This is a genomic window from Anaeromassilibacillus sp. Marseille-P3371 (assembly GCF_900169665.1).
Taxonomy (GTDB): domain Bacteria; phylum Bacillota; class Clostridia; order Oscillospirales; family Acutalibacteraceae; genus Anaeromassilibacillus.
The window spans coordinates 2,226,901-2,253,900 of sequence record NZ_LT835157.1 but is presented as its reverse complement, the minus strand read 5'-3'; the positions used below and the strand labels follow the sequence as shown (position 1 = coordinate 2,253,900).

Here is a 27,000-nt window from a genome sequence, read left to right as displayed (position 1 = left end):
TAGGCGAAAGGGGATTTTTATGGGTTATGACGTGAGTTTTCATCCTATTTCTCAAAGTGAAATGGACGAGTGGTACTTTACGCCACTGAATTGGGTCAAGTTGGGTCAGGAAGAAAAGGTTCTGAAACTGGCCAATAGGTACGGTATGGAGCCGTTCTATGCCCAAAAGTATTTCGATACACTGCGGGTGGGCGCTGATACCGGAGAGGATGAATTGTTCGACAAGAGCCATGGGTTTTATCTTGCTGTGATTCAGGGCTTTTTTCGCACCTACTACTATACCAGGGGGAGTGCCTTTTCTTTCCTGGCAGAGCAGAAACCGGAATATGGGCGGTACTTTACTCCCTGGGAACAACTCACTCCTTACTCCTTCCCAAATCCGGCAGAAAACCGGATTGTGGAGAATTATTGCTCCGGGGTATACCTGTCCTCAGAGCAGGTGGCGCAACTTCTCCGGAACATGGAGGAAAACCCGCAGGTCCACGCGGATTTGGAATCGCTGTGGAGCTGTGGACAGCTTGCGGTTTTGAAAAAGGCACTGACGGTAGCGAGGAAGCTGGGATGCGGTCTGTTAGAGGCCACCGAGGTAGTAGAGCCAAATCCCATCCAACCCAATGAGAGTGAGAGTTATTCCAATCTGTATCATTGCGACCGAGACGGCATTTTTCTCTACATCGACACCGTAGCACAACAGATCAAAGATGCAATGGCTATCAATGACCAAGAAAGCAAATAGCAGTAGTGTGCAGGGAAAGGACATCACAGGGGATAAGAGAAGAATTATTGCTATTGTGGAAGGCGGACAGAGTACGGCGTCAATTTTACGACGCATCACAGAAACTGGAGGGCCATTTTCCACTGTCATGGCTGCAGAGAAGACAAGGTGCTGTCTCTGGACTTCTGGCAGAGGCTAGTTGACTAGCTGGACAAGTTAAACCGGGGGCCGATGAGGTCTTACAGAAAGAACTGCCCGCGGAAGGCTTCTCGATCTGCCTTTTCACCGATGTGATGTTGGACAAGGACGGGAAGTACGGGGCATTGGCCCTAAGAAATGATGTAGGGGAGATCTATCTGCCTGGTGGCCCTTAACGAGCAATGAAAGCCAAACCCCGAAGTCATCTGCGAAACCTATTGACCCTTGTTCGATGCTTTGAGAGAGGAAGTAAGAGGCGGACGGTGGGCGAATTCTTTCCTGCTGGGTGTAATGCTGATTGTAGTAAACATCAGGGCCTTGCGGTGAATCTGTAAAGGGGTATGGGACACCTTTTGGTGAATTCACACTTGGAATGAGGGACACTGATCCCTCAGGAAGGTCCGGATTCCATCCACGGCTGGTCTGAAATGATTGCAGACACAGAGATTGGATTTTAATTATTTTGAATACATAAGAACTTTCGTCAGTGAATTTGGGTTTTATTCGTTCTATCATTTGATACTGACGAGAATATCTTTCAAAAGCGGAAAATGAGATTCGAGTACCAGTTGTAAAGAACTCTGAGGAACTTGGATTGCAGTACGCTCCATCCTAAATGGAGGAACTTTCAATAGCTATTTTATGATGGAATAGAATGGAGCCTGCACTTTCAGGCTTGTCTCTTTCCCGCAGGAGGACCGTTGGGGCATATTATTGCGTTTTTTGGGAGATATCCCTGTGCATGTAGATTATTTGTCAGAAGCGGAAGAAATAGAAGGACAATTTGTATAAGGAGGCCAAACAATGTCAGACTTCGCGCAGATCACAGCGGATGCGCTGGATATTCTGAAATATGACGGAGCCGTACAGGACACCCTGGCGGAGCTTCGTGAAAAATGGGGAGTGAAAATCCCGGCGCTGCTGGATGAGCGGTTTGAAACGGTTGGCGTCCAATATATGAAGCTCTCCCACGAACAGGGCGTAGCCGCTCTGGGGCAGGAGCTCTCCACCTTCGGCTGGGCGCTCTATGACCTGGACGGGGAGGACATTTACCTCTTTGTCTTGATCCCCGAAGCAGAGCGGGAGGAGTTTGAGGTGTTTTGCAAACAGAGGGGACAGTATTGCCGACTGATGAAGCAGCCCCGGCGCAAGTGGGGGGACCATGCCAAGGAGCAGGACCCCGGCGCGGTCATGCCCTGTGAGGAATACATCCTGGAAGACGAATATGACTATTTCTTCAACTCCCTGGCGGGGGACTTTGCAGCTGGAGTGTGGAAACCGCAAAATAGAGAGAACTGGCTGAACGGCTGCATAGCCGACCTTCGCCGCCGCCCGCCCCAGGTGACCCGGGCCAGAAGCCTGCCAACTCTGTGCAGTCTCTCCTATTCCCCGGAGTTGGGCGTCTACGGCGCGGCCAGGAGCGGCGGCAGTGACATTGGACGGGCTTTGGTGGGGAAAAATCCGGCCAACCTGAACTGGTTTGAACCATCTCCCATTGCCTATGACGGCCCGCCCAGGTCTCTCCGGTGGATCGGAAATTCCCTCTGGGTGGGGGACCCCCATAATGCCACCCGGATCGAACTGACCGATCGGGGCACCCGGAAGGACGTACAGAACTGGAGGCTGCCCAAGGACGATTGGAGCGGCAAGTACCACTGTGGTATTGTAGCGGATGGTCTGGGCCGGGTGTACTTCTCCAACCAGTGGTATAAAGGAACCGTTTACCGTTGGGAGAATGGTCAGGTGACAGAGCATCCTTTCCGTCTGGACGGATACGACCATCTTTCAGAAGCAGTCCCCGTCCCCGGCACGGGATGTATCTATATGATCCACGGGGTCAGCGGCAAAGGGCGGATCGAGGAATGTCTGCTGGAACTGGATATGGACACCGGGCGCTGCCGTATTGCCGCCTTGCCTGGAATGGGCGAGGATCTGAAGCTGCGCTGGTTTACCGAGGACTGGCTATTGGTACAGGGGAACGGGGAAATCCTATCCGATGACTTTGCCCAGCTCATCAACATGACCACGCGGGAGGTACTCCGCATTCGTCCGGGAATGTTCGGCGGCGAAAAAATGCAGCACATCGGAATGCTCACCGACGGTACCGTAGTCATTGTTACCCGGCGTGATCGAGTAGGGCCAGTGTTCCACTACCCCACCGACTTCTGGGGGTTTTTGCGGACAGCGAATAAGCCCCACAAGATGGAACCCTGGCAGGAGTACCGGGAGGTGTACCCAGATCTGCCCTTCTTTTTGCCGGGAGAGGAGTCAGAATCGCCACAGGAGAGATGTGATGACAGATCCGGTGCAGGACACCCGCTACTCCGTCCCCAGTTCGATCAGCTCTCTCAAGAGGAAAAACGGACGCTGATGGAACGGCTGGCAGAGCGATATGACTTAAAATTTTTACGCCTGGAACTCTTTGACCGCTGGGGTCAGTGTTGCACTACCGGTGTTTTTGAACGGGATGGCCGGGAGTTCATCTTCGTCCCCGGCGATACCGTCACCCTGGGCTGGGAACAGTTTGCTGTGGGGCTAAATCGAGAGGGGCAGGAGGAACTGAACTACATTTTCCAAGAGATCGAATATGACGGTTCCCCGGAGCACTTTTTCCGAAAGGGAATGGCCCCGGTGCGGCAGGCAGCCATCGGCCCCATGCTGGTGGGCAGAGAATTGGAGGAGATCGGCTGGGAACCGGTGAATCTGGATGATCCACGGCTTCGCCCGGAGTGGCTGGAATCCTTTCGAGAATTTGCCGCCACCGGTCGGGACAGTCTTGCGCTGGTGGGTCACGCCCGCTTTGAACGGAAAGAGGATATGTGGCAGGCATGGCTCTCCCATTCGGTGACCTATTCCCGCCTGCGGGAGTGGCTTCGGCAGCAGGATTTCTCCCTGCCTACAGTGGATGAGTGGGCTTACCTCTGCGGCGGCGGATGCCGCACCCTGTTCCCTTGGGGTGATGGGTTGGACGGCGCTATGCACATCCACCATTTTGAAGAACAGGGCGGTGACGGCCCCTATGACATGGAAGAACCCAACTTCTTTGGCCTGTCCATCGGTTACGACCCCTATATGAGGGAGGTGGTGGAGGCTGACGCTTTAACCACCTGTGGCGGGGACGGCGGATGTAATATCTGTGGCGGCATGGGGCCACTGTTGGGATATCTGCCCTGTTCCCCTCACGCCAAGCCGGAGGTGCGGGAGGACGAGGAACTTAACAATGACTATGACTTCTTCCGGCCCATCATCCGGGTGGCGTTGGAAAACGGTTCGGAGCAGAAAGGAGAAAACGAGATGCCAACAACAGAATGGTTGAAACAATATGAAGCAATCAAGGACAGATTGTCCTGCAAGATCGACCTGGATGCCTATTTCACAGAAAAGGTCATTGGGAATAGGATGGTGGATGTGCTGGAAATGGGCACAGTCCGCTTCCCTACGGGGATGGTCTTTGCGTGCGACCCGCTGGTGGAACTGGAGGACGCCAGGCCCTATCTCCAGACCATTCCCGCCGGGAACTACCCGTTACAGATCTGCGTGGTCCCAAGCGAGAAGTACGGAGACCGTTATGCCTGCGTCAAGGTAGTGGTTAGCGGCCAAAAGCCGATCCAGTACGAGCTGGGCATGGTGGGCAATGAAGATCTGGATGGGAAACTGGAGGACGGTGATTTTTTCGGCTTCGGTGTGGACGCCGGTATGGGCTGTATTGCGGACATCCGGACGCAGGAAGCCTTCAAAGCCTACTGGGCCAAACGTCTAGATGAGGATGAGGACATCGACCCCTACAATGATTTGTTCTGTGACTTGCTGGAGGAGAACGCTAAAACACATCCCAAGTACCAGAGCGCGGGCGGCGACTGGCTCAACTGGACAGTGCCGGAAACAGACTGCGGCCTCCCCATTTTTGCCTCCGGCTGGGGCGATGGAGTCTACCCGGTATATTTCGGCTATGATGCCCAAGGCGAGGTCTGCGGAGTGTATATCCATTTTATTGATATTGCAGAGAGTTATGATGCGTGATGGAGAGGAATAAACAAAATGAAAGCATTTGATTCTAATTACCAGCTTCTGGATGAGATGTACGAGGACGAATATTTCCCCGATTTTTTGGTGGACAAGGTAAAAAACGAGCTTCAAAAGGTCATCGACCTATTGGAGAATGGCGAGACGGATACCGAGGCCGTGCAGGAAAAGTTGGACGAAGTGGTCTGCGCCATCAACGACTTGCAGGATGAGTTCGACGAGAACGACAGCGAAATCGAGACCGTGGCCCGGGACTGCATCGGGGAAACAGTGGCTTATATTCTGGAGCGGTTCGGCATCCCGATCGATATAGAGGAGGCTATCCGGGAGAGGGATTGGTAAAGGAGGTACAGCAATGACAGAATGGCCGAAACGGGCACGGACAGCGGACTGGGAAAAGGGTATCCTGATCCTGAACGGGGAGAAACAATTTGAGATCCCGGAACTGACCATGGAGATCATGGAGCGCTTGGCCAGATATACCCTGGTGGGCTTTCATGTGAAGGGATACCCGGTGACGGATGAGTTGCTTGCCCCACTTGTGGGGCTCAAGAATATAGTTAACTTCAGCGTGGAGAATGGGGCGCTCACCGATGCTTGTTTTCCCATCTTTGCCACCATGCCCAAGTTGCGTTACCTGCTGCTGGACGGCAATACCGCCATCAATGGCAGCGGCCTGTCCGCCCTGCGGGATTGCAAGATCGACCTCCTGGCCCTGAACCACACCGGGCTGGATGATGACGGCCTTCTCCAGGCGGCCTCCATCCCCAAGCTCACCCACATCCAGATCGACTACACTGCAATTACCTATGAAGGTCTGCTGGCTATTGCCAGCAACAGCCGGATCGAACCCATCGTCCATGAGCAATTTACCAGGGAACAGATGGAATATTTCTCCCAGATACAGCGGGAGAAGGCCAAAAGGCCCACCGTTCTAGACGAGCAGGCGGCGAAGGAATGCCGCAGAGTCCTGTCTGCTTTCTTTGAGAAAATGACTGTATGGGAACAATATGCAGAGCAAGCCGAGTTTGAGGATGACCAGGTCATGCCCCACTTACTGGTGATCTGGAAAACCTATGTGAGTGAAAAGCCCCGTCCGGGTTACCGTCCTCTAAGCCTCTCATATAGCCTACATGGGACTTACAGCAGAGAGAAATTTGTTGATGCAGAACAGATCACCCGGAATAAACTTTACATCTACACCAGAGAGGAAGATACAGGCTTTGAGCGCCGCTTTTTGATGAAGCGGACGGACAACGACTGGAAGATCGATACAGTGCAGATGCGTCTGGACGGCTGGCAGCGGGTAGGATTATAAAATAGCAGGATTGATGAAAGGGAGTGTATGGGTGTATGCGCCGAATGGTCGATGAGCCTTATTTTACTCATAGTGCCTACAGCGCCCTCACCACCGGCATTCAGGTGAAATGCTCCAAATGTCACGGTCCTGGGATTGTAACTGCGGATAAGGACTATGCCTATTTCCGCTGCTACAACTGCGGCCATCAGGAAACCCGCGAGCGGACGATTTACCGCTATGATGTCCATAACCAATGCAGGAACTGCGGCCGGTATTACCGGATGGATATAAAAGATGAGGCAAAGCAGCACTTTCCGGTGCTCCATGTGGCCTGCCCCCACTGTGGGACCATGATGCCGGGCAAAGTACATAAAACAGCGGAAGCATACGCCTATATCGCTGAGATCAAGGACGGGAAGGAACCCTATTTCGGTCTGGAGCTGTGGTTCCTGACCTCCTTTCAGGGGAAACCGGTCTGGGCACTCAACCGAGAACATCTTGCCTATCTGATCGGCTATCTCAGCGCCGATTTGAGAGAAAAACCGTTCAGCATCCCAAGGAAAACTCAGGCTGATCACCTCCCGACCTTCATGAAAACCTCAAAGAACCGAAAGCGGATTGTGAAGTTGCTGAAGAAAATGCAGGAGAGATGAGGATGGAATAGAAAGTAATTTACAACGGCCAAGTTCTTACCCTTACACGGTTTTGGGCGATGGGAGAGCCCTGGCTGTGGATCACGGACCCCAGCAAATCGGAAGACCTAAAATGGAGTTTGTGGGCGGACATTCGGACGAATACGGCATCTTTCTGAAAAACCTGACCGAAACAGAACTGGCGCAGATCATTTCCCTGAAAGGCGCGCTGCTGGATATTAAGAAAGAACTGCGCCAAATCTGACAAGCAAGGACAAAGTACCATAGCATTACAAAATAAGGACGCCATGCCTTCCCCTGGCTGGCGCACCGGTAGATCGAGCGATGCTCCATCGGCTGGCGCATGGGCTATGGGGAGGATTCCGTAGTTCGGCTCAGCGATTGTCTGGATACCCTCTCATGCAGGAAGAACGGGCGGAATACCGCATACTGTTCCCAGAGCCGGGACCCTGGAAGGGATGGTGGGACAATGAGGACACCGACAAGGCACTGGATATGGAGAGTTCTGTGTGGATGTTGGGCAACTGTAGGGCTAACCTGAGTACACCAGACAGTGCTTTCAACAGAAGTTTGCCGCCGAGCGAAAGTAGGAGCAGTGCCTGTTCTGGGGCCATCAGTTCTCTCAGGACGGCAGCATGATAAAGAGTTCCCTCAGCAAGTGGTGAATGGTGGACTTCTATGTCGAAGTTGACGCCTATCTCTGCATGGAGCAGTACATGATGGCCGACAAAGCGGAATTGTTTGGCGATCAGGGAATCCGGGGGCAAAGCCTCAAATGTAGCGCCCCCAAGTAGATCAAAACCCTGAGCTGCAAAATGGGGGCTTTGACCAGGCGGTGTGATATAAGGTTCAAATACTCCGTCGTACTCAACGGAAACTGGTGTGAATTCAGCCAGAAACGTTCGCCTCGGGAGTTCCTGCCCTCAATCGGGCACAGTGTGCTGGTAGAGGCCAACCCTTACAATAAATCTGAGGCATTCGACTATCGGCCAGTTCACCGGAGGCCCGGGGCCCGCAGAAGTGTCGGAGACAAAACCTTCTGAACTTTGTGCTGATGGAGGTGCGGGATGAGCTGCTCCGGGTGGCACAAAATCAAATGCTGTGCGACTGGAATACAGAGGTGTGAACCTTATGAATAAACAACATTGACGATAACAAAGGAGTGCGGAAACACTCCGTGAAAAACGATATGATAGAACAACCACAATAGATAAAGGAGGTATCATCTATGAGTTTGCTGGAACAATGCCAGAGGTGGAATGAAAACGATGAATTTCAGAAAATCATCGACGCGTTGGAGGACATCCCTGCCGGGGAGCGTACGCCCGAAATGGACAGTGAGCTGGCCAGGGCATATAGCAATTTGGCAGAACCGGGGGATCGGGAGCTGTTCCAGAAGTCTATTGATCTGCTGGAACGCCACGAAGAATATTTCGAGGGCGACCACTGCTGGAATTTCCGCATGGGCTATGCCTATTACTATTTAGACCAGGAGGGTCCTGCGCTGCGGTATTTTGAACAGGCGCTGGCGGCTCGTCCCGGCGACGAGGACACCCAGACATTCATCGACGATTGCCGCCGCCGGCTGGCCCTGCCCCAGTTTGAGAAGGACTTCCGGCAGAGGACGGAGGAAGCTTGGGCTGCTTTTGCTGGGATTGAAGCAGAGCTGCGCCATATAATGGACACCGACGAAATGCGGGAGCGGGGCGAGGAGCTGATGGCAAAGTGCAGCGATGCGCTGGAGATGGCTTTCTCTTCCCCTGCCTTTGAGTTGGGTTTCAACGGGGAAAAGTATGAACTGATCCTCACTGCCGAGGGACACAGGGCTGGACTGTTCCCCCTCACTTACTTCCAGCGTCATGCACCGGCATCTGTGCTGGAGCACTGGAACATCCTAGTGGGGCGCCAAACGTCTGAGGGATTCTATCTCCGGGCGGGAGAAACAGAGATACGGCCGGAGGATGTGCAGGTCTGGATAGAGAAGAAGGAGGACCGGATCTCCCTGACCCTGTACTGCGAAAAGCTGCAGCCTCTTATGAAGGATGATGCAGAAAAAGCATGGTGGCTGGTCTACACGCTCACCGATCAGGTTTTGGGAGAGGTGTCCTCCATTGCGCTCATCAACGACTTAGAGGTTGTGGAGCAGCCCCAAGAGGGGGCGTCCGTCCTGCTGTCCTCTCTACCTAAAACCCTCCGGGATATGGAATACACCCTTTGGGACGATGCCCAGGAATACCTGGACAATAGCTATATTGGCTATGAGCTGAAGCCGGTAGAGGACCCGGATGCCGACTGGCGGCTGGACATCTACACTGGTTCCGCTCGGTTACCGGTTCTCATTAACGAGTACATGAGCGCCGAGAGCAGCACCATGGATGACTACCAAAGGGACGGCATCGTAGCAGGCTTCTTGTGTTACCCCCTGGCTGGTTTTAAAGGAGAAAAGCGGGCAGAGCAGATCTTGCAGTTCCGGGATACCCTACAAGAAGCCATTCAGGAACATGCCGGAGATGATGCGGTCACCTTTCTGGGCGGGGCCACTGGTCTGTATTACGGGTATCTGGACTTCATCGCCTGGGATCTGCCTGCTGTGCTGGACGCGGCCAAGGAATTTTTTGCCGGCACCGAACTGACCTGGGGCGGCTTCCATGTGTTCCGCCGGGATGTGGGGGCGGTCCGCCTGTGGGAACAGGAGGGAGAACCGGAAGTAGACCCGGAGACCGGTTCCCTGCTGTCGGCGGAGGATATTGAAACGCTGAGGTCCTTTGACGAAGGTATATCGGGCTATTTTGGGAAAATGCTCCAATGGCTGGACAACTTTATCGAGCAGGGCGTGCAGGAGAAGAAATTTACCCAAAGGCAGGCCCAGCAGGATCTCCAAATCGCCCTATGGTACTCCTTCGCCTGCAATAATCTGGATGTGTACCGGTACTACTACAAGGCAGCCCAATGGATGAAGGATTCGGAGAAAAACGCAAAGGGCTGTGCCATGTGGTACTACCGCTACTCGGTAGCCCTGATGTACTGCAGTCAGTTGGAAGAAGCGTTGGACTACGCGGAGCGGGGTATCCGGGAAGAGCCGGACTACCCATGGATCTGGCTGCAAGTGGGAAAGTTGCGGGCGCATTTTGGTGATAAAGCAGGTGCTTTAGAGGCAGTGGCCCACGGCCTTGCACTGGAACCCGGTGATTATGAGTTCCTGACCTTGAAAAAAGAGATCGAGGACGGAGCACCACTGGAACAGATGGAGTACCACTGGATCAATCCCGATGCGGACCAAATCCTCCAACAGGGATTGGACGAGGACGCCGATGATAAACAGCGCTCCATCTCCTGTATTACAGTGAATGAAGAAGGGCTGGAGCGTTTTTGGAATATCTTTGGCCCGAAACCGGAACAGTACACTCCTAATGCACCTTTCACCCAGTTTCCCTATGCGGTGAGTGGTCATACCTTTGACCTCATGTTCCAGATGAACGAGGCCGGGATGTCCAAGCTGTATACGGATTGGCTGGAACAGCTGAAGGGCTGGCTTCAGGATGGTCGGTGGCTGGAACGGAACCACCCGGACGGCAGAGCAGCAAAGTTAGACACCGTGCTGGTGGGGTTGGACTACCACATCGGCCTGCTCTATCAAATAACCGATAATGGACAGTACTTCCAGATCTTCCTGAACCCGGACGGAACGGAAAAGGAGGGGGCTTTCTGGTCCTCGGAGGAGGGTGGAGAACCGGAGCTTTATACCGGAGATGAGATGTCTGCGGTGGAACAGCATATCGAAAGATACTTTGGAGAGTTCGACAATGTGTTCCATGAGCTGGTTTCACCGGACATCCATGTGGACATCTGTATTGTGCCTCCCAAAGATACGCGGGACTATTACACCTTGGTAACCATGGGAATGGGCGCTCACCGGATGAAGATACCAGAAGAGCTCTCCGCCAGCCATCTAGAGCGTGCGGAATTGGCGATTTGTTTGCCAAAAGATTGGAGGCTGGGGGAAGAGGATGAATGCTGGTATTGGCCGATCCGGCTGTTAAAGCAATTGGCTCGTTTACCGATGACCTATGATACGTGGTTAGGCTGGGGACATACTGTGGATAATCAAGAACCATATGCGGCGAATACGGAATTACAAGGCGTTATACTGATTGATCCTCAAAATGTGGAGGATGGAGCGGAGAAAGCGGTACTTCCCAATGGGGATGCTGTCCATTTTTATCAAGTGATTCCACTTTATGCAGAAGAGATGGAATATAAAACATCGCACGATGCAGACGCACTGCTTGACAAGATGGAGGGAATCAGCTTTTTGGTAGATACTGAACGCCCGAATGTTTGTAAATCCCGATGAGGAGATTCTGGAACAAATGATGGATGATGCAGCTTGGCACTTGGAAAGTATTCGGGAGAAGCAATTACAGGTGGATGAACGAACAGCCTATAACCATTTGGCAATTTATCTGCGTTGGTGTATCGAACACAGCCGAATGAGCAAGGAATTTTTGCACCGGTATTCTGCTGTAGTGGAGAAAATCCAAAAGAGTCCCTGGGACATAGATTTGCGAGAATTTGTGCGTGATGAGCTCCACGGCCGGTTGCTGTACCCCTACTTTGATGAGATAGGCTGTGCGTTTGCACGGCATTATTATGGCGATGGCAGTAAACCGTATTTCCCATCGGATATTGATTCTTATGCGATGGAATATTTTGGAGAGAAGCGTTATCATTCGAACGGATTTCAGGATGAGGCTTATCTGTTTGTCCCTTTTAACGAGGACTATTACCAGGCAATTTCCAAAGTCATCGAGCATCGCTGGGAAGAATGGCAGTTGGAATCCGCTAAAACAAGGAAAAGGGAATCGACCCTTCCGTCTCTTGCGGAAGAGATGATGGATTATTTGCATTGTCCTTGTTTGTATTTACCGCCCATGAAGAGTGACACCCCCATCGAACTTGCATATCAGGATGCTTGTAAGCGTGGCCAGCAAGAAGGTTTTGTGCCCATGTTGGTGGCCGTAGATGACACCCTGTGGGAGTGTTTGCTCCTAAATTCTGAGGGGGATTGTGATGGAGCAGACGATGTTTTTGATAAGGAAGAGGTGGCAAAGTACCGACAGACCGCACTTACAGACTCGATGTTGGATGGAAAGGCCGTACTGGAGCGCATGCTGCAGGAGCGCAAAGAAGAGGCGCAGGACGATGACTTGGACTGGAGCGGAGAGATTCTCGGGGAAATGGCGAACGGAGAGGGAAATGATGAATTTTTAGGCTATTGGGACTATCCTGCGGAACAGACATTGCCGCTGCTTTTGGCTGAAATCCCGGTAAAGAATCCGTGGGAAGTATTTGCTTACCTTCCCTTTGGTGGATGGAATGAGTGTCCAGATACGCCGGAATTGATGGCAGTTACAAAATATTGGTTTGAACAGTATGGAGCAAGACCAGCAGTGATTACACACGATGCCTTGGAACTTACCGTTCCAGCTCCGGTTCCGAAAGAACGGGCCATGGAGTTGGCGCAAGAACAGTATGCCTTTTGTCCAGATGTGGTAGATCAAGGACCGCCGGATGCAACCGTCGGAATGTTGGCGGACAGCTTGCGTCAGTCCCGCGCTTGGTACTTTTGGTGGGATTGAGGACGATTGATTCTGTGACAGTATGCTTGGGGCCTTTAAAAAAGCAAGGGCTTATGGGAAATTTTGAATAGAAACAGGCTAGGAAAAATAGGTACAAAGCGAACAACCGGTAAGGTTACGATTGACACGAGTAACCTTACCGGTTGTTCCGATTTAAAACCATTTATGCTGGAATAGAGTCCATAATTTTAGAATTCTTTACGCATGTAGATTGCCTTGGAAATAAAATAGGATGGAAAGAAAAGTAGGATTCCCAGGATGGAGAGATTTACAAAGATAAGGCCGACCTCTGTGTCGCTCATCGAAACAGTAGGGAATTGTTCTTTCATGAGAGCTGCAAAGCAGATTGGTACAAAAATTAAAATCATTAAAACGACACGGGCCCGTTCCGCGCCGAATCGATATGCCAAAGGCAATAGGAAGGCATTCATACAACAAGCAGCTCCAACCGAGGCCAACAAGGTAAAGGTAACCTCCAGGGACCAAACGTTCCCCCGTAACATCAGCGCAATTCCAGCGACAATGACTGAGAAGGTGGCCCCCATCAGGATTAAAACCATAGAGGTGCAATACTTTGATAGCACCATTCGCCGCTTGGCCATGGGAGTGCTCAAAGCGAAGGCGTCCCATTTTGCAGAGTCATCTAGGATAAAGGTGCTGAGGATCATCATCGCAAATACGATGGGAATCATTGCCATGCCGGCGGCAATCCCCATCATGGTGCTGAAGAGAACCACAAGAAAGGCTAAGATTAAAATGGTTGAACCCATACTTCTTTTAATAAGGACCAAGTCCTTGCAGATCAACCCAGTCATTTTTCTTCTCCCTTCACATAGAATAACATGATTTCTTCCAGGGTGGCGTTGTCGATCAAGAGTTCCGGATATAACCGGTGAATCATTGCTTTGTTGTTGACCAATGCTTCACAACCAAAGGGCCCTACACGCCGCTTGACGATCCACTTGGGATCAATATGTTGAAGATCCTTAGAAGTACATTTTACGATTCCATGGCGGTCCAAAAGATCGTCCTTAATTCCGCTAAATATCAGGGTTCCCCTGTGTAAAAAGGTGATATAGTCCGCGATTTTTTCCAAATCGCCTGTTATGTGGGAAGACATGAGAATGGTGTGTTCTTCATCTTGGATGAAATCGAAAAAAATGGATAGAATTTCGTCGCGCACAATGGGGTCAAGACCGCTGGTCGGCTCATCTAATAGGAGCAGTTTGGGATGGTGGGCCAGTGCCGCAGCGATCGACAGCTTGACTTTCATTCCACGGGAATAGGTTTTGACCGGTTTGTTTACAGGCAGCTGGAACTGTCTGAGATACTGCTGAAACAGATTGTCGTCCCATTTCTGATAGAGATTTCGCATGATTTTTGCAATATCCGTTGGAGTAAAAATCTCATGAAAATGATTTTCATCAAAGACCACGCCAATTTGTTGCTTTATGGCTTCCTCATCACGAATGTTATCCAGGCCAAAAAGCTTTACACTTCCCTCATCCCGGCGGATCAAATTGAGAATTAACTTGATTGCTGTTGTTTTTCCAGCTCCATTTTCTCCGATTAACCCCATGACACTTCCATATGGAAGTTGAAGATTTAAATGGTCCAGACAAAACGAGCTGTTGTCGTAACGCTTTGTCAGATTTTGAATCTCTAAACATACTTTTTCCATAGATCCGGTTCAGTCCTCTCCATATAAGATCGAAAGCGATTCTTGTAGCTCTTCCAAGGTAATACCATATGTTTTGGCGGATTCGACAGCTTTCCCGAGGGAATCCTCCACAATACGGCGCTGCTGCTCTCGGAAGAGTTCCGCATTTTTAACAGCGACAAAACTTCCTTTCCCTACCACCGTGTACAGAAATCCCTCACGTTCCAGCTCTTCGTAAGCACGCTTGGTTGTAATTACACTGATACGCAGCTCCTTTGCAAGCAGGCGCATGGAGGGAAGAGCTTCTCCATCCTGCAATACGCCGTTCAAAATTAAATTTTTGATCTGTGTGACCAGTTGTTCGTAGATGGGAATGCCGCTGGAATTGCTGATATGGATGTCCACCCAATCCCTTCTTCCATGTTATATTGTATATGTACTATATATACAATATAACACGGAACCAGCTTTGTCAATAGATTTGTGTGATTTCTCTTTTTTCCAACAGGAATGGATAAAATACTTCCCAAAATCGGTTTTTTGGTATATAATAAGAACATAATTTCTATTCATCAGGAAAAGGAGAAGTTGCTATGCTTACACAGGAAAGAGTTTTGGAGATTTTGAAAGAAGCCGGTGTTTTGCTGGAGGGCCATTTCCGCCTGACTTCTGGTCGCCACAGCAATAAGTATTTGCAGTGTGCAAAAATTTTTCGTAATACAAAATACAGTGAAGAGCTCTGTGGTGCATTGGCCGAGCAGTATCAGAACGATGGGGTTGAGGTCGTGATCGGTCCGGCCATGGGAGCGGTCCAAATGGCTTATGAAGTGAGCCGTCCCCTGAAGTGTGAAAATTTCTTTACGGAGCGCGACGAAGAGGGCAAAATGACATTGCGCCGCGGTTTTGTCGTAACCCCGGGGATGAAGGTGCTGATTGTAGAAGACGTTGTGACCACTGGCGGTTCTGTGCGCGAAGTGATCGACCTGGTGAAAGAGGCTGGCGGTGTCGTCGTTGGTGTGGGATCGATTGTGGACCGCACCGGCGGAAAGATCGACTTTGGAGTGCCGTTTAAGTCGGTGATTTCTATGGAAGTGGAATCTTGGGAGCCGCAGGACTGCCCCTTGTGTAAGGCAGGAGCCGGAGAGCCGGTCAAGCCTGGTAGCCGGAAAGTTTAATGGCTTACACAGCCGGCGGGATGAACGAACTGGCTTATAACCGATAAGGAATCCGAAAGGCACTTTTTGCATCGGCGGTCCGCGCCTGTTTACAATGGATAGCCACGGGCTTTTATGGGGCAGTACCTAGGAACGTTCGAATGAGAGGCAGAAAAGAGGGCAATATATGGAAGCAGAGAAGCAGCGGAAAAGAGGATCTCAGAAAGGTGCCGGGAATATCCACGACGGGCATCGAGACCGGATGCGGAAACGGTTTCTCAAGTCGGGCTTTGACGCTTTTGCCCCTCATGAAAAGGTTGAATTTTTGCTCTTTGCTTGTAAAACGCGGGGAGATACCAATCCCTTAGCCCACGAATTAATCCGGCGATTCGGCTCTTTTTCGGGTGTGCTGGATGCGCCTTATGAAGAACTGCTCGACGTCCCGGGAATGGGACCGGTTGCCGCAGCATTTTTCAAGATGTTGCCACAGGCATTCCGCTGTTATGAGATGGATCGGGAGTCCAACCGTGCCCGTATGTACGATTATCGGGAGATGGCGCGTTATCTGATGAAGCAGTATGTAGGCTTGTCCCGTGAAGTAGTCGTTTTGATGCTGTTGGACAGCTCAAACCGAATCTTGTACTGTGATATTGTCAGTGAAGGAACTGCAGTGACCGCGAACATTTATGTGCAAAAGATCGTTGGACTGGCGGCACGGTATCAGGCTGTCTATGCTGTGTTGTCACATAATCATCCGAGTGGGAGCGCTCTGCCGAGTCCCCAGGATCTCAGTATTACTTCGCGCATTTTTGATGCGTTGCGGGATATCGATGTTCTATTGATCGACCATATTATTGTGGCGGGAAGAAATTTCACTTCCCTAAAAGAAAGCGGACTTATGCCCCATATTTTCACAGACGAAAGACAGCCGCGTGTTTCGCTTCGGGCTGCGGATAGCGCGGGACCGGAAGAACACAGCGCCAATACCAAATAGGAGCTGAAATATGGATTTTAAATTGGTTTCGAAATATCAGCCGACGGGCGATCAGCCGAAGGCGATTGACCAATTGGTGGAGGGACTTCTGCAAGGGGACAAGGAACAGACTCTGCTGGGTGTAACCGGTTCCGGGAAGACCTTTACAATGGCCAATGTAATTGAACGGGTCAATCGGCCTACGCTAGTGCTGGCACATAACAAGACGCTTGCCGCGCAGCTATGTTCGGAGTTCCGAGAGTTTTTTCCGGAGAATGCGGTTGAATATTTTGTCTCCTATTACGACTATTATCAACCGGAAGCGTATATCGCAACAACGGATACTTATATTGAAAAGGATTCGGCGATCAATGATGAGATTGACAAGTTGCGTCATTCTGCAACATCCGCTCTTTCAGAGCGCAGAGATGTCATCATTGTGGCCAGTGTATCCTGCATTTATAGCTTAGGCGACCCAATCGATTACCGTACAATGGTGATTTCTCTTCGGCCGGGAATGCAAAAGAGCCGGGATGACCTTCTTCGCAAGTTGGTGGAGATCCAATATGAGCGCAACGACATCAATTTCATTCGCAACAAGTTTCGTGTGCGGGGGGATGTCGTGGAGATTTTCCCAGCACAATCGAACGATACGGTCATTCGTGTGGAATTTTTTGGGGATGAAATCGACCGGATTAGTGAGATCAACGCGTTAACGGGGGAATTTAAAGCGGAACTTAAGCATGTCGCAATCTATCCTGCGTCGCACTACATTGTGCCGCGGGAAAAAATGCAGCGCGCGATCAAAGAAATTGAAGCGGAGATGGAGCAGCGGGTAAAGCTTTTTGAAGCGGATGGAAAACTGATTGAAGCCCAGCGTATCCGAGAGCGTACCCAGTATGATATGGAAATGCTTTCCGAGATCGGCTTCTGTAAAGGGATTGAGAACTATTCCCGTGTGTTGTCCGGGCGTGCGCCAGGAAGCCAGCCGTGTACTCTGTTGGATTACTTCCCCGAAGATTTTCTTCTTTTTGTGGATGAATCCCATGTCACATTGCCGCAGGTGCGCTCTATGTACGCTGGAGACCGGGCAAGGAAGCAATCCTTGATCGATTTTGGATTCCGTTTACCTTCTGCCTATGACAACCGTCCCCTGAATTTTGACGAGTTTTACGCCCATGTGAACCAAGCAATTTTTGTTAGTGCTACACCGGGCGATTTTGAAAAGGAAAAGTCCGCACAGATTGTCGAGCAGGTGATTCGTCCGACGGGCCTTGTCGACCCGGAGATCATCGTGAAACCGACGGATGGACAAATTGATGATCTGATTTCAGAGATCAATCTGCGTACAGCCAACAAAGAGCGTGTGCTGATTACAACTCTGACAAAAAAGATGGCGGAGGACTTATCTGCTTATTTGGAAAATGCGGGGGTTCGTGTTCGCTATATGCATCACGACATCGATACAGTAGAGCGAATGGAGATCATCCGAGATTTGCGTCTGGGAGAATACGATGTTTTGGTTGGCATCAACCTGTTGCGCGAAGGGCTTGACATTCCGGAGGTGTCGCTTGTAGCGATTTTGGATGCAGACAAAGAAGGCTTTTTGCGTTCCGAGCGTTCTCTCATTCAGACCATTGGCCGTGCGGCACGAAATGCGAAAGGCCAGGTAATCATGTATGCAGATTCCGTGACCCCCTCCATGGAAATGGCGATTCGCGAGACAGAGCGCCGCCGAACCATTCAGATGGAGTACAATAAAGAACATGGAATTGTGCCGAAGACGATTGTTAAGAAGGTCAGCGAGGTGTTGGAGATTTCCACACATAAGGATGATCCGAAGCCTAAAAAGGGTAGACATCTGTCTGCACAGGAGCGCAAACAGCAAATTGAGCAGTTGACCCGTGAAATGAAAGCGGCAGCAAAATTATTAGAATTCGAACATGCTGCCTATTTGCGTGATAAGATCAAAGCACTGCAGTCCGGAAAATAGTGCAATTGGAAAGGAACCGCTATGATAGCAAAGAATATCTTTATCAAAGGCGCTCGGGAGCATAATCTCAAGAACATCGATATTGCAATTCCGCGCGATGAACTGATCGTATTTACAGGACTTTCCGGTTCCGGAAAGTCCTCCCTTGCGTTTGACACCATCTATGCAGAAGGACAGCGGCGGTATGTGGAGTCGTTATCCTCTTATGCAAGACAGTTTTTGGGCCAGATGGAAAAACCAGATGTGGACTACATTGAGGGGCTTTCTCCTGCGATTTCGATCGATCAGAAGACTACCTCAAAGAACCCACGTTCAACAGTGGGCACTGTCACCGAAATCTATGATTATTTGCGGTTGCTCTATGCGCGGATTGGCGTGCCTCATTGCCCGATCTGTGGCAGGGAGATCCAACAACAGACCGTCGATCAGATTGTCGATCAGGTTCTCCGGATGGATGAAGGTACAAAAATTCAAGTGCTTGCTCCGGTGGTGCGTGCCCGTAAAGGGGAACATGTCAAGGAATTCGAAGCCGCGCGCAGAGGCGGCTTTGTTCGGGTGCGCGTGGATGGAATGATCTATGACCTTTCTGAAACCATCAAGCTGAAAAAAAACAATAAGCATACCATTGAAATTGTCGTTGACCGTTTGGTCATCAAACCGGACATCCATTCTCGTTTGGCGGATTCAATTGAAACAGCGGCCTCTTTAGCTGGTGGAATTGTCGTAATTAGTACGCCGGAAAAAGATTATACCTTCAGCCAAAACTATGCTTGTCCGGAACATGGCGCCAGTATTGAAGAACTGACGCCGCGGATGTTCTCGTTTAATAATCCCTACGGCGCATGTCCGAAGTGTACCGGCTTGGGTGTCTTTATGAAGATTGACCCGGATCTGATCTTGCCGAATAAAGACTTGTCCATCAACCAAGGCGGGCTCAAGGGCAGTGGATGGGCAATGGAAGGCAGCACCATTGCCGCCATGTACATGCACGCATTGGCAAAACACTACCATTTTTCCTTGGATACCCCGATCCGGGAACTCTCGCCAGAGATCGTGGATCTTTTACTCTATGGTACAAAAGGTGAAAAAATTAAAGTAGAGCGGAAGAACGAATATGGAAGCGGCAGTTACATGACTGAGTTTGAAGGGATTATCAACAATTTGGAGCGCCGTTTTCGTGAGACGCAGAGCAGCTGGATCAAAGAAGAAATAGAGGCGTATATGAGCGCGATTCCCTGTGACGCATGTAATGGAAAAAGGCTTTCACCCATGAGCCTGGCGGTCACAGTGGGCGGCGTAAATATCGCAGATTTTTGCGAGAAGTCGGTTTCACAGGCATTGGATTTCATCAATCATTTGGAGCTCAGTCCGCGCGACAGTATGATTGCTGCTGCGATTCTCAAGGAAATCAAAAGCCGGCTTGGTTTCTTACAGAGTGTCGGATTGGAGTATTTAACGTTGTCCCGCTCTTCGGGGACACTTTCAGGCGGTGAAAGCCAGCGTATCCGTCTGGCAACACAGATTGGGTCTTCACTGACAGGGGTTCTATATATCCTGGACGAGCCGAGCATCGGCTTGCATCAGCGCGATAACGATAAGCTTTTGGGAACATTGAAACATCTGCGCGACCTTGGCAACACCGTCATTGTCGTAGAGCATGACGAGGATACCATGCGTGCTGCGGACCACATTGTGGATATTGGGCCGGGCGCGGGCATTCATGGAGGCCAAGTGATTTTTAGCGGAAAGCCTTCCGAAATCGTACATTGCTCTCAATCCATAACAGGGCAATACCTCAGCGGTCAGAAACGGGTGGAGGTCCCAGAGGTTCGCCGGAAAGGAAATGGAAAAAAACTGCGAATTGTAGGGGCGGCTCAAAATAACCTAAAGAATGTAACCGTAGATATTCCCTTGGGAAAATTTGTTTGTGTGACAGGGGTATCCGGGTCCGGCAAGTCCTCTTTAATCAATGAGATTTTATATAAGTATTTGGCTTCTAATTTGAACGGCGCGAAGTGCCGTCCGGGTGTCTTTAAGCAGATTAAGGGGATAGAGGCGCTGGACAAGGTTATAGAGATCAATCAGGCTCCGATTGGACGTACACCGCGCTCTAATCCGGCGACCTATACGGGGGTATTCACCGATATAAGGGAGCTTTATGCGTCGACGCAGGATGCCAAACTGCGCGGCTTCACGTCCGGCCGTTTTTCGTTTAATGTCAAAGGCGGCCGTTGCGAAGCATGCCAGGGCGATGGTATTATTAAGATTGAAATGCATTTTCTGCCGGATGTATATGTTCCCTGTGACGTATGCAAAGGGAAACGTTATAACCGTGAGACTTTGGAGATTAAGTATAAGGGCAAAAGTATTTACGATGTATTGGAGATGACGGTGGAAGAAGGCTTGGAATTTTTCTCCAGTCTTCCTCGGATTGCACGAAAACTCCAAACGTTGCAAGACGTTGGCTTGGGGTACATCAAAATCGGTCAACCGGCAACAACGCTGTCGGGTGGTGAAGCACAGCGCGTCAAGCTGGCAACAGAACTGAGCAGGCGTTCCACCGGACGGACGATTTATATCCTGGACGAACCGACTACCGGCCTTCACATTGCAGATGTTCACAAACTGATTGATGTACTGCAAAAATTGGTGGATGCTGGAAATACGGTTGTTGTGATTGAACACAATCTTGATCTTATTAAGACTGCGGATCACATTATCGATTTGGGGCCTGAAGGAGGAGACAATGGAGGAACCATTGTTGCCACAGGAACACCGGAGGAAGTCGCAAAGATTGAAAGCTCTTACACGGGGCAATACCTCAAGAAAGTATTGGATAGGCGTTCGTTCTGATTGTTTTAAAAGGCATCCGGACTCTTTTTCTGAGTCCGGATGCCTTTTTATACTCTTTTTAAGGGCTTTATAGAGGAAGAATGTAGAAATTTGTCTTTTTTCAAGGAGATTATGGTATAATTAGTGCAAGAAAAGAGGAACCAATGGGAGGGGGATTTTATGCTTGCGACGCTGTTGTTGCTAATTGATTCGGAGGAAGACCAACGAAAATTTGAAGAACTGTACCATCAATACAAACAGCTGATGTTTTATGTGGCCAGGGATTATTTTCACAAGGAATCTGCCATAGAAGATGCGGTTCAAGAAGCTTTTATCCGCATTATTAAAAATTTTTCGAAAATAGGAGAAATAAATTGTCCCCAAACGAAACATTTTATCGTTATAGTTATTAGAAGCACTTGTATCGACCTATTACGAACAGGAAAAAGAGAGGGGGCGGCAATTCCTTGGGAAGAGGTTCCCGAGACAGAGGAACCGGAAGATCGCAGACCGGGTGTTCAGTTAGAGGAGAAAGAAGCGTATGAACAGCTCTTGGAGACGCTTCGTTCTTTACCACAGACATATCGAGATGTTATGACTTTGCGGCATATACAGAAATTGTCGCTCGATCAAATTTCCAGCATTACGGGTTTTTCCGTTGATTATGTAAAGAAGATTTTACAAAGAGGAAAGAAAAAACTGGCTAAGGCGCTGGAGGAAAAGGAGGTTATATGACTGGTTTAAGCGACGAGCTTTTAGAACGTGCTTTGATGGACCTTGCACGTGAGGAGCTAGATCATTTGCCATCGGACAAAGAACTACAAAATCAGTACCAGATTTCGAAGCGTTTTGACAGAAAAATTGTTCACCTGATCCGTGATGAACGCCGCGCACCGTGGATGCGTAGTCTTGTGCGTTATGCAAAGCGCGCCGCTGTATTCTTCCTCGCTCTGTTGATTGCTGCGGGAACAACGATTATGACAGTAAGTGCAGCGCGTGAATGGTTCTTTAAGGTTATTTCGCAGATGTTCCCAACACATACGGAACTCCAATATGGACCAACTGAAGAATCGCAAGAGGATGAACCTTTTGTAGCATATGCACCAAGCTATATACCGGAAGGCTATGAATTAAAAGACGGACCGCGTGTGAGGGAACAGACGCGCTTAGTGCAAATTGGATACAAAGGCTCTGGAAGCAGAACGATCCGATACACGCAATCTTTTGACGGGGGATCGAGCATTNCAAGTGATTTTTAGCGGAAAGCCTTCCGAAATCGTACATTGCTCTCAATCCATAACAGGGCAATACCTCAGCGGTCAGAAACGGGTGGAGGTCCCAGAGGTTCGCCGGAAAGGAAATGGAAAAAAACTGCGAATTGTAGGGGCGGCTCAAAATAACCTAAAGAATGTAACCGTAGATATTCCCTTGGGAAAATTTGTTTGTGTGACAGGGGTATCCGGGTCCGGCAAGTCCTCTTTAATCAATGAGATTTTATATAAGTATTTGGCTTCTAATTTGAACGGCGCGAAGTGCCGTCCGGGTGTCTTTAAGCAGATTAAGGGGATAGAGGCGCTGGACAAGGTTATAGAGATCAATCAGGCTCCGATTGGACGTACACCGCGCTCTAATCCGGCGACCTATACGGGGGTATTCACCGATATAAGGGAGCTTTATGCGTCGACGCAGGATGCCAAACTGCGCGGCTTCACGTCCGGCCGTTTTTCGTTTAATGTCAAAGGCGGCCGTTGCGAAGCATGCCAGGGCGATGGTATTATTAAGATTGAAATGCATTTTCTGCCGGATGTATATGTTCCCTGTGACGTATGCAAAGGGAAACGTTATAACCGTGAGACTTTGGAGATTAAGTATAAGGGCAAAAGTATTTACGATGTATTGGAGATGACGGTGGAAGAAGGCTTGGAATTTTTCTCCAGTCTTCCTCGGATTGCACGAAAACTCCAAACGTTGCAAGACGTTGGCTTGGGGTACATCAAAATCGGTCAACCGGCAACAACGCTGTCGGGTGGTGAAGCACAGCGCGTCAAGCTGGCAACAGAACTGAGCAGGCGTTCCACCGGACGGACGATTTATATCCTGGACGAACCGACTACCGGCCTTCACATTGCAGATGTTCACAAACTGATTGATGTACTGCAAAAATTGGTGGATGCTGGAAATACGGTTGTTGTGATTGAACACAATCTTGATCTTATTAAGACTGCGGATCACATTATCGATTTGGGGCCTGAAGGAGGAGACAATGGAGGAACCATTGTTGCCACAGGAACACCGGAGGAAGTCGCAAAGATTGAAAGCTCTTACACGGGGCAATACCTCAAGAAAGTATTGGATAGGCGTTCGTTCTGATTGTTTTAAAAGGCATCCGGACTCTTTTTCTGAGTCCGGATGCCTTTTTATACTCTTTTTAAGGGCTTTATAGAGGAAGAATGTAGAAATTTGTCTTTTTTCAAGGAGATTATGGTATAATTAGTGCAAGAAAAGAGGAACCAATGGGAGGGGGATTTTATGCTTGCGACGCTGTTGTTGCTAATTGATTCGGAGGAAGACCAACGAAAATTTGAAGAACTGTACCATCAATACAAACAGCTGATGTTTTATGTGGCCAGGGATTATTTTCACAAGGAATCTGCCATAGAAGATGCGGTTCAAGAAGCTTTTATCCGCATTATTAAAAATTTTTCGAAAATAGGAGAAATAAATTGTCCCCAAACGAAACATTTTATCGTTATAGTTATTAGAAGCACTTGTATCGACCTATTACGAACAGGAAAAAGAGAGGGGGCGGCAATTCCTTGGGAAGAGGTTCCCGAGACAGAGGAACCGGAAGATCGCAGACCGGGTGTTCAGTTAGAGGAGAAAGAAGCGTATGAACAGCTCTTGGAGACGCTTCGTTCTTTACCACAGACATATCGAGATGTTATGACTTTGCGGCATATACAGAAATTGTCGCTCGATCAAATTTCCAGCATTACGGGTTTTTCCGTTGATTATGTAAAGAAGATTTTACAAAGAGGAAAGAAAAAACTGGCTAAGGCGCTGGAGGAAAAGGAGGTTATATGACTGGTTTAAGCGACGAGCTTTTAGAACGTGCTTTGATGGACCTTGCACGTGAGGAGCTAGATCATTTGCCATCGGACAAAGAACTACAAAATCAGTACCAGATTTCGAAGCGTTTTGACAGAAAAATTGTTCACCTGATCCGTGATGAACGCCGCGCACCGTGGATGCGTAGTCTTGTGCGTTATGCAAAGCGCGCCGCTGTATTCTTCCTCGCTCTGTTGATTGCTGCGGGAACAACGATTATGACAGTAAGTGCGGCGCGTGAATGGTTCTTTAAGGTTATTTCGCAGATGTTCCCAACACATACGGAACTCCAATATGGACCAACTGAAGAATCGCAAGAGGATGAACCTTTTGTAGCATATGCACCAAGCTATATACCGGAAGGCTATGAATTAAAAGACGGACCGCGTGTGAGGGAACAGACGCGCTTAGTGCAAATTGGATACAAAGGCTCTGGAAGCAGAACGATCCGATACACGCAATCTTTTGACGGGGGATCGAGCATTGATACAGAGGGTTCTCATACAGAAACGGTCGAACTGAATGGCCGTGATGCTCTGTATATTCAGAAAGAAGATACAAAAATGCTATACGGACAAATTGACAACGCTATGTTTTGGTTATATGTCCGCGACCCCGACTTGGCAAAAGACGATGTACTGAAAATCGCAGATAGTATCGCTCCCCTGGAGGAATAGAAATGGAGATCCAGGACTCCTTTTTCTCAGAAAATTCTATCTTTCTTCAGAAAACGTTCACATTCATATCGTATACTACAATCAATCCGGTAAGGGATTTAAAAAGTTTGCAAGTTTCTTTTTCATAAATTCTTCCTCTATAAAAACCGCCCTGCGCAAAACAGGGCGGTTTTTTCTCATATATCGTTCTTTCAGAGGAGAGAACCCTGTGGAAAGAATAGTGAGAGAAATCCGAAAGTACTTTGGATTTTTACAGCAAAAGTAGATTTATATGTGTGCGATAGGAAAGAACAGATGGATGCTTTTCAGTTTTACACAGATAAAAAAGAGCCGGTAGGTTTAGGAAAGGAAGTAGAAATGATGGGAAAAATATGGTGTGTATTTTTTAGTCCATCTGGAACCACAGAGAAAGTGATGGAACGGATAGCGACAAACCTAAGTGGAAGTTATGACAGTGGCGTAAAGGTTTGGGATCTTTTACGAACGCCGGAAAGACAGCCTGATGTGATCCGGCCGGATGACGTATTGGTTATCGGAATTCCAGTCTTTTCAGGACGGGTTCCTACACCATGTCTTACACAAATCAAATCCTTACAGGGATCGCATACGCCAGCGATTGCAGTTGCCGTTTATGGAAATCGTGACTATGATGACGCGCTGTTGGAATTGCAAGATCTTTTGGAACAACAGGGATTCTGCACAATCGGTGCAGCAGCATTCGTTGCTCAGCATTCCATCTTTACAAAGGTTGCGGCAGGGCGGCCGGATGCAGCGGACTTTGAAAAAATTGACCAATTTTCAGCACTTTGTGCAGAGCGATTAAAAGCTCGCCAGGATACTTGGAAACCGATACAAATCAAGGGAAATCGACCATATCGAGAGATTTTAAGTGTCCCAATCAAACCTTCGGCGAATACAACAAGATGTACCACTTGTGGAGTTTGTGTACGAATCTGTCCAGTACATGCAATCGATAGCGCCAATCCGAGAAAGACCGATCGCTCCCTTTGCATTTCCTGTACAGCGTGTATGACTGCTTGTCCACAAAACGCCAGAAGTTTCCCACATCTTATGTTGTCTGTAGCGAGCAAAGGGTTTGAAAAGAAATGTGCACAGCGTCGAGAACCGGAATGGTTTTTATAACGAAGAAGGTTTGAACGGGAGATGACAGTCGCTACAGACTCCATCATGTAGAGAAAAGCTCCCCCCACATTGAGGACATATCCAGCGCTTTTCCTCCTCTAAGAGAAAGGCTTCCAAGCCGAGACTTGCCGCAGCTCGTCCATTTGCAATCAGACTGATACCATAATGTGTTTGATAAGTTTTATCTTTTGTCTTGAGCCATTTGCATGGAAACGAAGGACAGGAACTGCATATACGCAGCTCTTTCTGCGCGATACATGAGCGTATTCGGCAACTACGACAGTGTGCCGGTTTCTTGTTGTCCGAAACTAGACAGCCCGTGCAAGCTTTTTGAGCCGGTACACCACAGTGCTTATAACAAATAAGGCAGTTCATGCCGCAAGGTGCCAAAAGGCGTGGATCGATTGGATGAGGCATCTGCATAATAAACTCCTTTGCAAAGTGATTCTCCAAAGAACGAAAATGCCCTCGTAGGACCAGCAAGGTCCGCCGAGGGCCATTCGAATGTGTTTATTCTACTTTTGAAATCAGTTGACAGTACACATAAATATTCTGAATCTTTTTTGCTTCATTGCCTTTATCTGTTCGAATGATGGGCTGTGTTTCAGAAGGCGTCGCATAGAGCTTGAATACGATGCCTTCCTGCCCAAGATGCATATCCCGAATGCGTTTATAGGCAAAGTCACGCTTCTTGATTCCTAAATAATCAAAGATAATCTCTTCAATATCTAAATTTGAGAAGCATTTTACAATATCTTCCTGCGGATGCAATTCAATGATTGCCTTAGCTTCGTCAAAGGTAACATCGGTACATTTAAACGTACCGTGGTTGACAACCGTCATCATGGTATTGTTATCCAGCAACAAAAGCGGATTGGACGACATATAGCAACACTCCTTTTTCGATTCGTTAAAATCAGTATACGTGTTTT

Annotated in this window: 22 protein-coding genes and 1 pseudogene; 18 read left to right on the top strand and 5 right to left on the bottom strand. The window is 49.1% G+C overall.

Features of this window, described 5'->3' with window-relative positions:
* The first annotated feature begins 19 nt into the window (after positions 1-19).
* The 9 genes from B9Y59_RS09370 (at position 20) to B9Y59_RS16200 (ending at position 12,528) form a co-directional block, all read left to right on the top strand.
* Positions 20-736: a hypothetical protein gene (locus B9Y59_RS09370; protein ID WP_085533105.1), complete on the top strand. Its 717-nt coding sequence runs from the start codon at positions 20-22 to the stop codon at positions 734-736.
* 981 nt (positions 737-1,717) lie between these two features.
* A complete protein-coding gene (locus tag B9Y59_RS16785; protein ID WP_242967283.1) occupies positions 1,718-4,933 on the top strand; it encodes a DUF4241 domain-containing protein in 3,216 nt (1,071 codons plus the stop codon).
* Between the two features lie 18 nt (positions 4,934-4,951).
* Complete coding sequence (locus tag B9Y59_RS09355; protein ID WP_085533101.1) at positions 4,952-5,278, top strand: DUF5713 family protein; 327 nt, start codon at positions 4,952-4,954, stop codon at positions 5,276-5,278.
* A gap of 13 nt (positions 5,279-5,291) precedes the next feature.
* Entirely contained in the window at positions 5,292-6,254 is a 963-nt protein-coding gene (locus tag B9Y59_RS09350; protein ID WP_085533099.1) for an NTF2 fold immunity protein, read from the top strand.
* Between the two features lie 35 nt (positions 6,255-6,289).
* Positions 6,290-6,889, top strand: coding sequence for a hypothetical protein (locus B9Y59_RS09345; RefSeq protein WP_085533097.1), 600 nt, complete (start codon positions 6,290-6,292; stop codon positions 6,887-6,889).
* A gap of 112 nt (positions 6,890-7,001) precedes the next feature.
* Entirely contained in the window at positions 7,002-7,133 is a 132-nt protein-coding gene (locus B9Y59_RS09340; RefSeq protein ID WP_442856154.1) for a hypothetical protein, read from the top strand.
* A gap of 421 nt (positions 7,134-7,554) precedes the next feature.
* Positions 7,555-7,683, top strand: a complete 129-nt coding sequence (locus B9Y59_RS16420; protein ID WP_256366517.1) for an NADAR family protein — start codon at positions 7,555-7,557, stop codon at positions 7,681-7,683.
* 434 nt (positions 7,684-8,117) lie between these two features.
* The gene (locus tag B9Y59_RS09330) at positions 8,118-11,243 is read left to right on the top strand and encodes a suppressor of fused domain protein (protein ID WP_242967282.1); all 3,126 of its coding nucleotides are present in this window, start codon (positions 8,118-8,120) and stop codon (positions 11,241-11,243) included.
* Positions 11,244-11,259: 16 nt separating this feature from the next.
* A complete protein-coding gene (locus tag B9Y59_RS16200; RefSeq protein ID WP_242967281.1) occupies positions 11,260-12,528 on the top strand; it encodes a DUF4253 domain-containing protein in 1,269 nt (422 codons plus the stop codon).
* Positions 12,529-12,716: 188 nt separating this feature from the next.
* On the opposite strand, the gene B9Y59_RS09325 is transcribed toward B9Y59_RS16200, so the two are convergent.
* Genes B9Y59_RS09325 through B9Y59_RS09315 form a run of 3 tightly spaced genes read right to left on the bottom strand, consistent with a single transcriptional unit; the run spans position 12,717 to position 14,593 of the window.
* Positions 12,717-13,343 (bottom strand): ABC-2 transporter permease, encoded by a 627-nt coding sequence (locus tag B9Y59_RS09325; RefSeq protein ID WP_085533095.1) that lies wholly within the window; start codon positions 13,341-13,343, stop codon positions 12,717-12,719.
* The gene (locus tag B9Y59_RS09320) at positions 13,340-14,209 is read right to left on the bottom strand and encodes an ABC transporter ATP-binding protein (protein WP_085533093.1); all 870 of its coding nucleotides are present in this window, start codon (positions 14,207-14,209) and stop codon (positions 13,340-13,342) included. The genes B9Y59_RS09325 and B9Y59_RS09320 overlap by 4 nt, the downstream gene beginning before the upstream one ends.
* Before the next feature lie 9 nt (positions 14,210-14,218).
* Positions 14,219-14,593, bottom strand: a complete 375-nt coding sequence (locus B9Y59_RS09315) for a GntR family transcriptional regulator (protein WP_085533091.1) — start codon at positions 14,591-14,593, stop codon at positions 14,219-14,221.
* A gap of 188 nt (positions 14,594-14,781) precedes the next feature.
* Here B9Y59_RS09315 and pyrE point away from each other — a divergent pair, with 188 nt between their 5' ends.
* The 9 genes and pseudogenes from pyrE to B9Y59_RS09265 all read left to right on the top strand — a co-directional run bounded on the left by pyrE (position 14,782) and on the right by B9Y59_RS09265 (position 26,068).
* Complete coding sequence (gene pyrE, locus B9Y59_RS09310; RefSeq protein ID WP_054324299.1) at positions 14,782-15,363, top strand: orotate phosphoribosyltransferase; 582 nt, start codon at positions 14,782-14,784, stop codon at positions 15,361-15,363.
* Positions 15,364-15,529: 166 nt separating this feature from the next.
* Complete coding sequence (locus tag B9Y59_RS09305) at positions 15,530-16,336, top strand: JAB domain-containing protein (RefSeq protein WP_085533088.1); 807 nt, start codon at positions 15,530-15,532, stop codon at positions 16,334-16,336.
* 10 nt (positions 16,337-16,346) lie between these two features.
* Positions 16,347-18,308, top strand: a complete 1,962-nt coding sequence (uvrB, locus tag B9Y59_RS09300) for an excinuclease ABC subunit UvrB (RefSeq protein ID WP_085533086.1) — start codon at positions 16,347-16,349, stop codon at positions 18,306-18,308.
* Between the two features lie 21 nt (positions 18,309-18,329).
* Complete coding sequence (gene uvrA, locus B9Y59_RS09295; RefSeq protein ID WP_085533084.1) at positions 18,330-21,161, top strand: excinuclease ABC subunit UvrA; 2,832 nt, start codon at positions 18,330-18,332, stop codon at positions 21,159-21,161.
* A gap of 159 nt (positions 21,162-21,320) precedes the next feature.
* Positions 21,321-21,875, top strand: coding sequence for an RNA polymerase sigma factor (locus tag B9Y59_RS09290; protein WP_054324302.1), 555 nt, complete (start codon positions 21,321-21,323; stop codon positions 21,873-21,875).
* Positions 21,876-22,424: 549 nt separating this feature from the next.
* A pseudogene (locus B9Y59_RS09280) lies at positions 22,425-23,510 on the top strand (ATP-binding cassette domain-containing protein); the annotation flags it as partial.
* A gap of 159 nt (positions 23,511-23,669) precedes the next feature.
* Positions 23,670-24,224 (top strand): RNA polymerase sigma factor, encoded by a 555-nt coding sequence (locus B9Y59_RS09275; protein WP_054324302.1) that lies wholly within the window; start codon positions 23,670-23,672, stop codon positions 24,222-24,224.
* Positions 24,221-24,925, top strand: coding sequence for a DUF4367 domain-containing protein (locus B9Y59_RS09270; protein WP_054324303.1), 705 nt, complete (start codon positions 24,221-24,223; stop codon positions 24,923-24,925). The genes B9Y59_RS09275 and B9Y59_RS09270 overlap by 4 nt, the downstream gene beginning before the upstream one ends.
* A gap of 294 nt (positions 24,926-25,219) precedes the next feature.
* Positions 25,220-26,068: a 4Fe-4S binding protein gene (locus B9Y59_RS09265; RefSeq protein WP_085533079.1), complete on the top strand. Its 849-nt coding sequence runs from the start codon at positions 25,220-25,222 to the stop codon at positions 26,066-26,068.
* Here B9Y59_RS09265 and B9Y59_RS09260 read toward each other — a convergent pair.
* Positions 26,063-26,485 (bottom strand): DUF3795 domain-containing protein, encoded by a 423-nt coding sequence (locus tag B9Y59_RS09260; RefSeq protein WP_256366525.1) that lies wholly within the window; start codon positions 26,483-26,485, stop codon positions 26,063-26,065. The two genes, B9Y59_RS09265 and B9Y59_RS09260, sit on opposite strands and share 6 nt — an antisense overlap.
* A gap of 93 nt (positions 26,486-26,578) precedes the next feature.
* The gene (locus tag B9Y59_RS09255; RefSeq protein WP_054324305.1) at positions 26,579-26,953 is read right to left on the bottom strand and encodes a hypothetical protein; all 375 of its coding nucleotides are present in this window, start codon (positions 26,951-26,953) and stop codon (positions 26,579-26,581) included.
* Positions 26,954-27,000: the final 47 nt, after the last annotated feature.